Below are 12575 nucleotides of genomic sequence, written 5' to 3' on the forward strand. Positions count from 1 at the left end.
GGGGAGGGGCAAAGGCTCGCGGCTGAACCCGCTCCTGCAAGGGGGCGGGTCGGGCGCGGCACGGGTTCGAGACCGGCCGGGCGATGACCCGGTATTAACCCGGCGGCGGCTAGCATGGCGGGTGCACTGTTTCATGGACTGGATGACGCTTGACTTCCGTTTCCGACGCATTCGTGTTCTTCGGCGCCACCGGCGACCTTGCCTACAAGAAGATATTCCCCGCGCTGCAGGCGCTGGTCGCCCGCGGGGGGTTCGACATGCCGGTCATCGGCGTGGCCCATTCGGACTGGACCGTCGACCAGCTGCGCGAGCGCGCCCGCGACAGCCTCGAGCACAACGGCGGCGTTGACGAGGCGGCCTTCGCCAAACTATCCGCGCAGATGCATTACATCGACGGCGACTACAACGACGCCGCCACCTTCGAGCGACTGCGCAAGGTGTTGGGCGGCGCCGAACACCCGCTGCACTACCTGGCCATCCCGCCGAGCCTGTTCGGTCCCGTGGTCCGGGCGCTCGACGCCAGCGGCAGCGCGAGGGGCGCGCGGGTGGTGGTCGAGAAGCCGTTCGGCCGCGACCTGGCCTCGGCGCAGGCGCTCAACGCGACCCTGCACGAGGTCTTCGACGAGTCGGCGATCTTCCGCATCGACCACTACCTGGGCAAGGAGGCGGTGCAGAACCTGCTGTACTTCCGCTTCGCCAACGCCTTCCTCGAGCCGCTGTGGAACCGCACCTACGTCGACAACGTGCAGATCACCATGGCCGAGCAGTTCGGCGTCCAGGGCCGCGGCAGCTTCTACGACAGCGTCGGCGCGATCCGCGACGTGGTCCAGAACCACCTGCTGCAGGTGGTGGCGCTGCTGGCGATGGACGCGCCGATCGGCCGCGACCCCGAGTCGATCCGCGCGGAAAAGCTGCGCCTGTTCCGCGCCATGCGCCCGCTACAGCACGACGAGCTGGTGCGCGGGCAGTTCCGCGGTTACCGCGAGGAGGCCGGGGTGGAGCCGGATTCGGACATGGAAACCTTTGCCGCGCTGCGCCTGCACATCGACACCTGGCGCTGGGCCGGGGTGCCGTTCTACATCCGCGCCGGCAAGTGCCTGCCGATCACCTCGACCCAGGTGATCGTCGACCTCAAGTGCCCGCCGATGTCGATCTTCGACGAGATCCAGCCGGCCTATTCGAACTACTTCCGCCTGCGGCTGAGCCCGGAGGTCGTGATTTCCACCGGCGTGCGGGTCAAGCGCTCCGGCGACGAGATGGTCGGCGAGGACGTCGAACTGACCGCACGCCACCAGTACGCCGACGAGAAGTCTCCCTACGAGCGCCTGCTGGGCGACGCCATCCGCGGCGACACGGGGCTGTTCACCAGCGACGAATCGGTGGAGGCGGCGTGGCGCGTGGTCGATCCGGTGCTGGGCGACCACGCAGCCGTCGAACCCTACGAGCCGGGCACCTGGGGCCCGGCATCTGCCCGTTCCATCATCGCCGACGACGAAGGCTGGAACGATCCGAAGCCCGAGACCAGCTCGCCGTGCTAGGCCATGACCCGGCCACTGGCGTGGTGCCCCTGCTGGATGTCAACAACACCCTGCCGGGCAACGACCGCTCGCGGGCGGAACTGGCCGCCTTCGACCTGCAAGAATCCGGTCCCCGCGCCTGCCGGCAGGCAGCGCCCGGCGGCCCCACGGCATCCGCTACGTACTGACAGGAACCGACATGACCCACCTGCAATCCCTGCGCGACGCCGGCCAGAGCCTCTGGCTGGACAACATCACCCGCGAGATCCTCGACGACGGCACGCTGCAGCGCTACATCGCCGACTTCGCGATCACCGGCCTGACCTCGAACCCCACGATCTTCGACCAGGCGATCGGCGACAGCGACGCCTACGACGCCGGCATCCGCGACAAGGCTGCCGCCGGCAAGCGCGACGAGGTGCTGTTCGTGGAACTCGCGCTGGAGGACCTGCGCCGCGCGGCCGACCTGTTCCGGCCGGTGTTCGATGCCACCGACGGCGTCGATGGCTGGGTGTCGATGGAGCTCTCGCCGCTGCTGGCCGCCGACACCAGCGGCAGCATCGAGGCAGCCAGGCGCATCTTCGCGCAGGCCGAACGCGACAACCTGTTCGTGAAGATCCCCGGCACGCCCGAGGGTATCCCGGCGATCGAGGAATCGATCTTTGCCGGCGTGCCGATCAACGTGACCCTGCTGTTTTCCACCGAACAATACCTGGCCGCGGCCGAAGCCTACCTGCGCGGCATCGAACGCCGCATCGGGGCCGGCCTGGACCCGAAGGTCGGTTCCGTGGCGTCGCTGTTCATCAGCCGCTGGGACAAGGCCGGCGCGGAGCAGCTGCCTGCGGAACTGCACAACCGGCTGGGCATCGCCGTCGGCCAGCAGACCTACCGTGCCTACCGCGAACTGCTGGCGTCGGACCGCTGGAAGAAGCTCGCCGCCGCGGGCGCGCAACCGCAGCGCCTGCTGTGGGCCAGCACCGGCACCAAGGATCCGAACGCGCCGGACACGCTTTACGTCGAAGCGCTGGCCGCGCCGGACACGATCAACACCATGCCCGAGAAGACCCTGCGCGCCTTCGCCGACCACGGCAAGGTCGGCGGCGTGCTGGCCGACGACGGTGGCGATTCGGCGGACATGCTGGCGAAGATCGCCGCGGCCGGCGTCGACATCGATGCGCTGGCAGCCAAGCTGCAGGAAGAAGGCGCGGATTCCTTCGTCAAGTCCTGGAAGCAGCTGATGCAGCGCATCGCCAACAAGGCGAAGGCGCTGGACGGCAACCGCTGAGCAGGCCGGAGGACGACATGGACAAGCCCGTACCGCTGACGCAGCGCCCGCAGTGGCAGGCGCTGGCCGAACACGCCACGGCGATCGCCGGCACCCGCCTGCGCGACCTGTTCGCGGCCGATCCCGCGCGCGGGCAGCGGCTCACCGCCGAAGGCGCCGGGCTGTACCTGGACTATTCCAAGCAGCGCGTCGACGAAGACACGCTGCGCCTGCTGCTGGAACTGGCCGACGCCTGCGAACTGTCCGCGCGCACGGCGGCGATGTTCGCGGGCGAGCACATCAACCGCACCGAGGACCGTGCGGTGCTGCACGTCGCGCTGCGGATGCCGAAGGGCGAGCGGCTGGAGGTCGACGGCGTCGACGTGGTCGCGCAGGTGCACGAGGTGCTCGACCGCATGGCGGCTTTCGCCGACCGCGTGCGCGGCGGGCAGTGGACCGGGCACTCGGGCAGGCGCATCCGCAACGTCATCAGCATCGGCATCGGCGGCTCGGATCTCGGGCCGGTGATGGCGTACGAGGCGCTGCGCGATTTCAGCAACCGCGACATGCATTTCGGCTTCGTGTCCAACGTCGACGGCACCGACTTCAGCGAGGCCGTGCGCGGGCTGGACCCGGCGGAAACGCTGTTTATCGTCTGCTCCAAGACCTTCACCACGCTGGAGACGCTGGCCAATGCGCACGCGGCGCGCACGTGGTGCCTGGACGGGCTGGGCGGCGACGCGTCCGCGGTGGCGAAGCATTTCGTGGCCGTGTCGACCAATGCCGACGGCGTGCGCGACTTCGGCATCGACACCGACAACATGTTCGGCTTCTGGGACTGGGTGGGCGGGCGCTATTCGATGGATTCAGCGATCGGCCTGTCGACCATGATCGCGATCGGCCCGGAGAATTTCCGCGACATGCTCGCGGGCTTCCACGAAATGGACGAGCACTTCCGCGACACCCCGTTCGAGCGCAACCTGCCGGTGCTGATGGCACTGGTTGCGATCTGGAACAACGACTTCCTCGGCGCCGACACCGTGGCCGTACTGCCGTACGCGCAGTACCTCAAGCGTTTCCCGGCCTACCTGCAACAGCTGACGATGGAAAGCAACGGCAAGTCGGTGACGCTCGACGGCCGCCGCGTCGACTACCAGACCGGGCCGGTGTACTGGGGCGAGCCGGGCACCAACGGCCAGCACTCGTTCTACCAGCTGATCCATCAGGGCACACGGCTGGTGCCCTGCGACTTCATCGGCTTCTGCGAACCGCTCAGTCCCCTGCGCGAGCAGCACGACCTGCTGATGGCCAACCTGTTCGCGCAGGGCGAGGCGCTGGCGTTCGGCAAGGCCGCCGACGAGGTGCGCGCCGAAGGCGTGGCCGATGCCCTGGTGCCGCACAAGACCTTCGAGGGCAACCGGCCCAGCAGCACGATCCTGGCGCAGAAGCTCACGCCGCACGCGCTGGGCGCGCTGGTGGCGCTGTACGAGCACAGCGTGTTCGTGCAGGGCGTGGTCTGGGACATCGACTCCTTCGACCAGTGGGGCGTGGAGCTGGGCAAGGTGCTGGCAAAGCAGACCGCCAGCGAACTGGCCGCCGCCCGCCTGCCGGAGCTGCGCCACGACAGCTCCACCAATGCGCTGATCCGGCGCTATCGGGAACAGCGGGGAACGCACTGATGGGCACGCATATCAGTCCGCTGGCCGGCAAGCCGGCAACCCAGGCGCAGCTGGTCGACGTCGACAGGCTGCTTGCGGCCTACTTCGACGTGAAGCCGGACCCGACCAACCCCGCGCAGCGCGTGGCCTTCGGTACTTCCGGCCATCGCGGCACCGCCTTCGATGGCAGCTTCAACGAGCAGCACGTGCTGGCCATCACCCAGGCGATCTGCGAGTACCGCAGGGCGCAGGGCATCGACGGCCCGCTGTTCCTGGGCATCGACACCCACGCGCTGTCGAAGCCGGCGCGTGACAGCGCGCTGGAAGTGTTGGCCGCCAACGGCGTGGAGGTGCGGATCGCGCAGGGCGACGAATTCACGCCGACGCCCGCGGTGTCGCACGCGATCCTGGTCCACAACCGCGGCCGCGATTCCGGTCTGGCCGACGGCATCGTCGTCACGCCCTCGCACAACCCGCCCGGCGACGGCGGCTTCAAGTACAACCCCGCCAACGGCGGGCCGGCCGACACCACGATCACCCGCCAGGTGCAGGACCGCGCCAATGCGCTGCTCGAAACCGGCCTGAAGGATGTGCCGCGCCTGCCGCTGGCACAGGCCCGCGCGGCGGCGACCACGCGCGAACACGATTTTCTCGGCCACTACGTCGAAGACCTGGGCAACGTGCTCGACTTCGACCTGATCCGCGCCGCGGGCCTGCGCCTTGGCGTCGACCCGCTCGGCGGCGCCGGCGTGCACTACTGGGCGCGCATCGCCGAACGCTACCGGCTCGATCTCGACGTGGTCAGCGAGCAGGTCGATCCGACTTTCGCCTTCATGACCCTGGACTGGGACGGGCAGATCCGCATGGACCCGTCCTCGTCGTACGCGATGCAGCGGCTGATCGGAATGAAGGACCGCTTCGACGTCGCCTTCGCCTGCGATACCGACCACGACCGCCACGGCGTGGTGACGAAGGCCGGGCTGCTGCCGTCCAACCACTATATGGCGGCGATGGTCGACGACCTGTTCCGCAACCGCCCGCAGTGGGGCGCGAGTTCTGCCGTCGGCAAGACGGTCGTCAGCAGCAGCATGATCGACCGCGTCGCCGAACGCCTCGGGCGCAAGCTGTACGAGACGCCGGTGGGATTCAAGTGGTTCGCCGACGGCCTGTTCGACGGCTCACTCGGGCTGGGCGGCGAGGAGAGCGCGGGCGCCAGTTTCCTGCGCCGCGACGGTACGGTGTGGACCACCGACAAGGACGGCATGGCGCCGGCGCTGTTCGCGGCCGAACTCACCGCGCGCAACGGCCACGATCCCGCCGGGCACTACCGCGGCCTGTGCGATGCCTTCGGCGAGGTCTTCTTCGACCGCATCGAGGCGCCCGCCAGCGCGCAGCAGAAGAAGGCGCTGGCCAGGCTCTCCCCGGGGCAGCTGAAGGCCGACACGCTCGCCGGCGCCGCGATCAGCCAGGTGCTGGACAAGGCGCCCGGCAACGATGCCGCGATCGGCGGCATCAAGGTGGTCTCCGACCGCGGCTGGTTCGCCGCGCGGCCGTCGGGCACCGAGGACATCTACAAGATCTACGGCGAAAGCTTCGAAAGCCGCGACCACCTGCAGGCGATCCTCGCCGAGGCGCAGGGGATCGTGGACGCCGCACTGGGACAGCCGTAGCAGGTCATCCCGAAGGCATCGTCATTCCAGCGAAAACGGGGATGACCGGCACACAAACCACGGTTCACCGTGAGCGACGATCCCCGCTGCCCGCGACCCGCATCGACACGGAGGATTTCCATGTCACATCCCGGCGATCGGCAAACCGACCTCGACCAACGCTGCATCGACACGCTGCGCTTCCTCTCCGTCGACATGGTGCAGAACGCCAACAGCGGCCACCCCGGCCTGCCGCTGGGCGCCGCGCCCATGGCCTACGTGCTGTGGCAGCGATTCCTCAAGCACAATCCGGCCAATCCGGAGTGGACTGATCGCGACCGCTTCGTGCTGTCCGCCGGCCACGGTTCGGCGCTGCTGTACAGCCTGCTGCACGTCACCGGCTACGACCTCTCGCTCGACGACATCAGGCAGTTCCGGCAGTGGGGCAGCAAGGCACCGGGGCATCCCGAACGCGGCCATACGCCGGGCGTGGAAGTCACCACCGGGCCGCTGGGGCAGGGCCTGGCCAACGCGGTGGGCATGGCGATGGCCGAGGCGCAGCTGGCGGCGCGCTACAACCGCCCCGGCCACGCCGTCATCGACCACCACACCTGGGTGATCGCCAGCGACGGCGACCTGATGGAAGGCGTGGCGTCCGAAGCCGCATCGCTCGCCGGCCACCTCAAGCTCGGCAAGCTCAACGTGCTCTACGACGACAACAGCGTGACGCTCGCCGCCGGCACCGACATCACCTTCACCGAGGACCGCGCCGCGCGCTTCGCCGCCTACGGCTGGCACGTGCAGACCGTCGACGACGGCAACGACGTGGCCGCCATCGAACAGGCGCTGCAGCAGGCACGCGACGAGACCGCACGGCCGTCGCTGGTGCTGGTGCGTACCCACATCGGCTACGGCTCGCCGGAGCAGGACAGTTACAAGGCGCATGGCTCGCCACTGGGCGAGGAGGATGTCGCGGCGACCAAGCGCAAGCTCGGTTGGCCCGAACAGCCATCTTTCCTGCAGCCGGACGACGCGATGGCGCACTTCCGCACCGCACTCGACCGCGGCAAGCGCGACGAGGACGTCTGGCAGCAGGGCTTGGACGCCTACGCGAAGGCTTTCCCCGACGAGGCGGCCGAACTGCGCCGCAGCCTGGAAGCGAAGCTCCCCGACGGCTGGGACGCGGACATTCCCGTGTTTCCCGCCGACGCGAAGGGCATGGCCACGCGCGAGGCTGGCGGCAAGGTGCTGTCGGCGATCGCGCCGAAGCTGCCCGCGCTGACCGGCGGCTCTGCGGACCTCGACCCTTCGACCTACACCGCAGTGAAGGGCCTGGGCGATTTCGACCCGCGCGCCACGCCGGGCGAGGACGAGCAGGGCTCGACCGGCGGCGGCTGGAGCTACGCCGGCCGCAACCTGCACTTCGGCGTGCGCGAGCACGCGATGGGCGCGATCTGCAACGGCATGGCCGCGCACGGCGGCGTGATCCCCTACGACGCGACCTTCCTGATCTTCTCCGACTACATGCGTCCGCCGATGCGCCTGGCCGCGCTGATGCGCCTGCACGTGGTGCACGTGTTCACCCACGACTCCATTGCCCTGGGCGAGGACGGACCGACGCACCAGCCGGTGGAGCAGCTCGCCGGCCTGCGCTCGGTGCCGGAGCTGCTGGTGATCCGGCCGGCGGATGCCAACGAGACCGCCGTGGCCTGGCGCGTCGCGCTGGAAGCCGCCGACCGTCCGGTGGCGCTGGCGCTGTCGCGGCAGAAGGTACCGACGCTGGACCGCGACCGATACGCATCGGCTGACGGCCTGCGCAAGGGCGCTTACGTGCTGCTCGACGCCGGCGACGGCGAGCCGGAGGTAGTGCTGATCGGTACCGGCGCCGAAACGGGGCTGGTCCTTTCCGCCGCGGAGAAGCTGCAGGAGGAAGGCATCGCCGCGCGCGCGGTCTCGATGCCGTGCTGGTCGCTGTTCGACGGACAGCCGCCGGAGTATCGCGATGCCGTGCTGCCGCCGGATGTCCCCGCGCGGCTGGCGGTGGAGGCGGGCTCGCCGCAGGGCTGGCACCGCTACGTCGGCGACCACGGCGACGTGCTCGGCGTCGACCGCTTCGGCGCCTCGGCACCGGGCGACGAGATGCTGGAACGCTACGGCTTCACCGTCGACAACGTCTGCGCGCGTGCGCGCGCGTTGCTGGCGCGTGGGGATTGGAAACGGGAGGATTGAAGATGGCGCACAAGTTCAAGGTCGGGGACCACGTCAGCTGGAACTCCGAGGCCGGCCACGTCGGCGGCAAGATCACCAAGGTCCACGTGAAGGACTTCGACTGGCACGGTTACACGCGGCACTGCAGCGAGGATGACCCGCAGTACGAGATCAAGAGCAACAAGACCGATCACGTGGCGGTGCACAAGGGTGGGGCGCTGAAGAAGAAGGCCTGACCAAGCCTTGTGGGAGCGGCCATGGCCGCGATTGGCCTGCCCCGAAAAGCATCGCGGCCATGGCCGCTCCCACAACTCTCCAATTCACCAGTTCACCCGGTCACCCATCACTGCTCCTTCTTCATCGCATGCCCGCCGAACTCGTTGCGCATCGCCGACAACAGCTTGTCGGCGAACGACTCGCCGTCGCGCGAGCGCAGCCGCGCGATGAGTGACTGGGTGATCACCGGCGCCGGAACGTCGAGGTCGATCGCTTCGGCGACGGTCCAGCGGCCTTCGCCGGAGTCGGGCACGAACGGGGCGATACCGTCCATCGCCGGGTTCTTGCCCAGGGCGTCGGCTGTCAGGTCCAGCAGCCACGAGCGCACGACGCTGCCGGTGCGCCAGATCCCGGCGACCTGGTGCAGGTCGAGGCCGAATTCCTTCTTGTGTTCCATGATCGAGAAGCCTTCCGCATAGGCCTGCATCAGGCCGTACTCGATGCCGTTGTGGACCATCTTGGTGAAGTGGCCGGCGCCGCTCGGGCCGACGTGGCCCCAGCCCTGCTCCTTGCCCGGCGCCAGGGTCTCGAACACCGGCCGCAGGCGTTCGACCGCGTCCTTTTCGCCGCCGACCATCATGCTGTAGCCCTCGGCCAGCCCCCACACGCCGCCGCTGGTGCCGCAGTCGATGTAGTGCATGCCCTTGTCGGCAACGGCCTTGGCGCGGTCGAGCGTGTTCTTGTAGTTGGAGTTGCCGCCGTCGACGATCGTGTCGCCCGTGGCCAGCAGGCCCATCAGCGCGTCGACAGTGCCGCCTGTGATGTCGCCGGCCGGCACCATCATCCAGGCCACCCGCGGCGCGGGCAGTTTGTCGACCATGGATTCAAGCGAGTCCGCCGTCTCGGCACCGAATGCCTCGACTGCGGCGCGTGCGTCCGAATCCGGGTCGAAACCGACCACGCGGTGTCCGCCGCGTACCAGGCGCTGCGCCATGTTCGCGCCCATCTTGCCCAAGCCGATCATGCCCAGTTCCATTTGCGTGTCCTCTCTTTGCAGTCGATGTGTGGAAGGTATCCGTGCGTCGCGATGAGCGCCGGCGGCCTAGTCGTGCGGCGGATGCTCGCAACACCACGCCCGCGCGGCCTCGCCGATCGCCGACGATTCGGTGGGGTAGGGGTGGATGACCCTGGCCAGCCCGCGCACGCCGATGCCGTTGGCCATCGCCTGTGTGACCTGGCCGATCAGTTCGCCGGCGCTGCGCGAAACAATGGTCGCGCCGAGGATGTGGTCGCTGCCATCGGCGACGTGGAGCTTGATGAAGCCTACGTCATCGCCGTCAAGCACCGCGCGGTCGACGGCATGCAGCGGGATCGTGCTGGTGGAGATCGCGATCCCGTCGCGCATCGCCTCGCGCACGTACAGGCCGACGTGCGCGATTTCCGGATCGGTGTACGTGCACCAGGGGATGACCAGCTTGTCGAGCCGCTGCCGCTCGCCGCGCAGCGCGTTGGCCACGGCCATGCGCGCGGTGGCGACGGCGACGTGGGTGAAGCGGTGCGCCATGCAGGCATCGCCGGCCGCGTAGACCGCGGGGTTGTGGCTGCACAGGTGCGGGTCGACATGGACGCCGCGGACGGGGTCGTGGGTGACGCCGGCCGCGTCCAGGCCCATGTCGTCCAGGCGCGGGATGCGGCCGGTGCCGACCAGTACCGCGTCGGCGGCGACGCTGGAGATGTAGTCGTCGCTGCGCAGGTCGGCGTGGATCTCGCCGTCGGCGTGGCGCACGGCGGTCACGGCGGTGTTGAGCCGCACCTCGATGCCGTCGCGCGCGAAGGCCACCGACAGGATCTGCGCAGCGTCGCGCTCCTCGTGCGGGAGGAACAGCGGCATGTCCTGGACGATGATCACGCTGCTGCCGAAGCGGCGGAACACCTGCGCCAGCTCGCAGCCCAGCGGGCCGCCACCGATGACCAGCAGCCGCCGGGGCAGGCTGCCGATGCCGAAGATGGTCTCGTTGGTGAAGTAGCCCACCTCGCGCAGGCCGGGGATGTCGGGCACGTCGGGCTCGGCGCCGGTGGCGAGCAGGACCTTCTCGAAGGGCAGCGGCATGCCGTCCAGCTCCAGCCGGTCCGGCCCCTGGAACACGGCATGGCCGAAGAACAGGTCGATGCCGGCTGCGGCCAGCATCCGCGGCGAGATCGCGCGGCTCAGACGCGCGCGCAGCCGCAGCACGCGCTCCATCGCGGCGTGGAAGTCCACTTCGACCGGTGGCGCGGTCGCGCCGTAGCTGCGCGCGTCGCGCATTTCGGCATAGGCGCGGGCGGTGCGGACCAGGGCCTTGGAAGGTTCGCAGCCGAAGTTGAGCCGGTCGCCGCCGAGCAGGTCGCGTTCGACCAGTGCCACGCGCACACCGCTGGCGGCGGCCTCCCGTGCGGCCGCCAGCCCGGCGGCACCGGCACCGACCACGACCAGACCGTAGCGGTCGGCGGGCTCGGGGTTGCGCCACTGCGGCGGGCGCAGGTTGTCGCGCAGTTCATTGCGGACGGCCGTATCGACCACCGTGCCGGAGCCGGAATCGCGGTGGTGCCGCATCAGGTGCCTCCCGCGTCGCGTGCGGTGGCGTCGAGCCAGCCGCCGTCGAAGCCCGCGCGGCGCAGACCGTCGACGATGGGCCGGCAGCCGCGCATCAGTGCCCAGGGCAGGCCGCTGCGGTGGTTTTCCAGCATCAGCACGATGATCCCCTGGTCGAGCCCGAACAGGCCCGGCGACACCCATACCTTGCCGTCCGCGCCGCGCAGGTCGGCGTTGAAGCCGCTGGTGAAGCCGTGTTCGTGGACGATCTCCGGATGCCGCCGGCACATGGTACCGATGGCCCGCAGCGTCAGCCCCGGCTCGAACGGCATGCAGGCCAGCACCGCCGGCGGCGACAACGTGCCGTCGTCCGGCCCGTAAGGCACGCCGCGCGCGGCGTAGCCGAACAGGTGGCGCGGCTCGGCGTCGACGCTGCGGATCTCGTCACTGGGGCCCTCGCAGGCGCTCAGGCCCCAGCAGTCCTCGTCGTAGCCGGCGTGGCCGCGCGGGTTGATGCAGGCGTAGGCGCGCTGCACGTGCACGGCACGGCGGCTGTTCTCGAAGTAGTCGCACTGCTTTTCGCGCATGAAACGGTCGCGGATGCCGCGCAGGTCGATCCACGCATGCGAGAACTGGTGGATGAACAATGGCCCGGCGTAGAGGAAGCCGTGGCCGTACAGGTTTTCCCACTGGTAGGTGCGGGTCCAGGCGCGGTAGCAGTCCTCGCCGATCGGGTGCGTGGGCGATCCCAGCGCCAGCACGTACAGCACGATCGCCTCGCTGTAGCCTTCCCAGCCGTAGTGCAGGAAGCCGCATTCGGGCTTCCAGCCCTGCATGATCGTGTCGCCGCCGTTCTGCGACCAGCGCCAGTCGATGCGCCGGTACAGCTGGTCGGCAATCATGCGCAGATCGGCCTCGGCGGGCGTATCGGCGTCGAAGTAACGCGCCGCCATCAACGCGCCGACGATCAGCAGCGCGGTGTCGATCATCGACAGCTCGCAGCGCCACACCCGCGTGCCGGCGTCCTGGTCCAGGAAGTGGAAATAGAAGCCCTTGTAGCCGGTCGACTCCGGGCTGCCGTCCTGGTTGCTGTCGCGGAAGAAGCGCAGCGCGGCGGTGCAGTGTTCGACGGCTTCCGCGCGGCTGATCCAGCCGCGTTCGACTGCCACCGGGTAGGCCGACAGCGCGAACCCGACCACGGCGATGCTGATCGGCGAACCTGCGCGCGAGGTGTCGGCGTACAGGCCATTGGCCGGATTGCGGTGGCGCAGGAAATAGCCGAAGGCGGCGCGCTGGCAGCGGTCGAGCATCGCGTCGGTCGACGCTGCGTCGGTCGATGCCGCATCGAGCGAGGTTGCGGAAGCCTGCGGCATGTCGCGGTCGAGTGGCTCGGCCGCCAATGCATCTGCGGCGCGGTTGTGGGTCGTATTCGGCACCTTGGCGGCAGTGTAGGCGAGAAGTTGTGAGTAGCCCATGACGTTTACCCCGCCG

Annotated in this window: 9 protein-coding genes; 6 read left to right on the plus strand and 3 right to left on the minus strand. The window is 69.2% G+C overall.

Translation table 11 applies throughout. From position 1 onward, the window contains the following. Positions 1 to 149: 149 nt before the first annotated feature. The 6 genes from zwf (at position 150) to ABD679_RS05040 (ending at position 8532) form a co-directional block, all read left to right on the plus strand. A complete protein-coding gene (gene zwf, locus ABD679_RS05015) occupies positions 150 to 1538 on the plus strand; it encodes a glucose-6-phosphate dehydrogenase (protein ID WP_344758867.1) in 1389 nt (462 codons plus the stop codon). Positions 1539 to 1716: 178 nt separating this feature from the next. Then, positions 1717 to 2802: a transaldolase gene (gene tal, locus ABD679_RS05020; protein WP_344758868.1), complete on the plus strand. Its 1086-nt coding sequence runs from the start codon at positions 1717 to 1719 to the stop codon at positions 2800 to 2802. Positions 2803 to 2819: 17 nt separating this feature from the next. Further along, the gene (gene pgi, locus ABD679_RS05025) at positions 2820 to 4460 is read left to right on the plus strand and encodes a glucose-6-phosphate isomerase (protein WP_344758869.1); all 1641 of its coding nucleotides are present in this window, start codon (positions 2820 to 2822) and stop codon (positions 4458 to 4460) included. Continuing rightward, positions 4460 to 6109 carry a phosphoglucomutase (alpha-D-glucose-1,6-bisphosphate-dependent) gene (pgm, locus tag ABD679_RS05030; protein WP_344758870.1) on the plus strand — a complete coding sequence of 550 codons (1650 nt, stop codon included), beginning with the start codon at positions 4460 to 4462 and terminating at the stop codon, positions 6107 to 6109. Before pgi ends, pgm begins: the two co-directional genes overlap by 1 nt. Before the next feature lie 120 nt (positions 6110 to 6229). Then, positions 6230 to 8317: a transketolase gene (gene tkt, locus ABD679_RS05035; RefSeq protein WP_344758871.1), complete on the plus strand. Its 2088-nt coding sequence runs from the start codon at positions 6230 to 6232 to the stop codon at positions 8315 to 8317. Between the two features lie 2 nt (positions 8318 to 8319). After that, on the plus strand, positions 8320 to 8532 hold the full coding sequence (locus tag ABD679_RS05040; protein WP_344758872.1) for a hypervirulence associated TUDOR domain-containing protein: 213 nt from the start codon (positions 8320 to 8322) through the stop codon (positions 8530 to 8532). A gap of 107 nt (positions 8533 to 8639) precedes the next feature. On the opposite strand, the gene gnd is transcribed toward ABD679_RS05040, so the two are convergent. The 3 genes from gnd to ABD679_RS05055 form a co-directional block, all read right to left on the minus strand. Continuing rightward, positions 8640 to 9548: a phosphogluconate dehydrogenase (NAD(+)-dependent, decarboxylating) gene (gene gnd, locus ABD679_RS05045; protein ID WP_344758873.1), complete on the minus strand. Its 909-nt coding sequence runs from the start codon at positions 9546 to 9548 to the stop codon at positions 8640 to 8642. 66 nt (positions 9549 to 9614) lie between these two features. Next, the gene (locus ABD679_RS05050; RefSeq protein ID WP_344758874.1) at positions 9615 to 11105 is read right to left on the minus strand and encodes a mercuric reductase; all 1491 of its coding nucleotides are present in this window, start codon (positions 11103 to 11105) and stop codon (positions 9615 to 9617) included. Beyond that, entirely contained in the window at positions 11105 to 12559 is a 1455-nt protein-coding gene (locus ABD679_RS05055; protein ID WP_344758875.1) for a glucoamylase family protein, read from the minus strand. Before ABD679_RS05055 ends, ABD679_RS05050 begins: the two co-directional genes overlap by 1 nt. Between the last annotated feature and the right edge of the window lie 16 nt (positions 12560 to 12575).

Source organism: Luteimonas lutimaris, assembly GCF_039537065.1.
Lineage (GTDB): Bacteria > Pseudomonadota > Gammaproteobacteria > Xanthomonadales > Xanthomonadaceae > Luteimonas > Luteimonas lutimaris.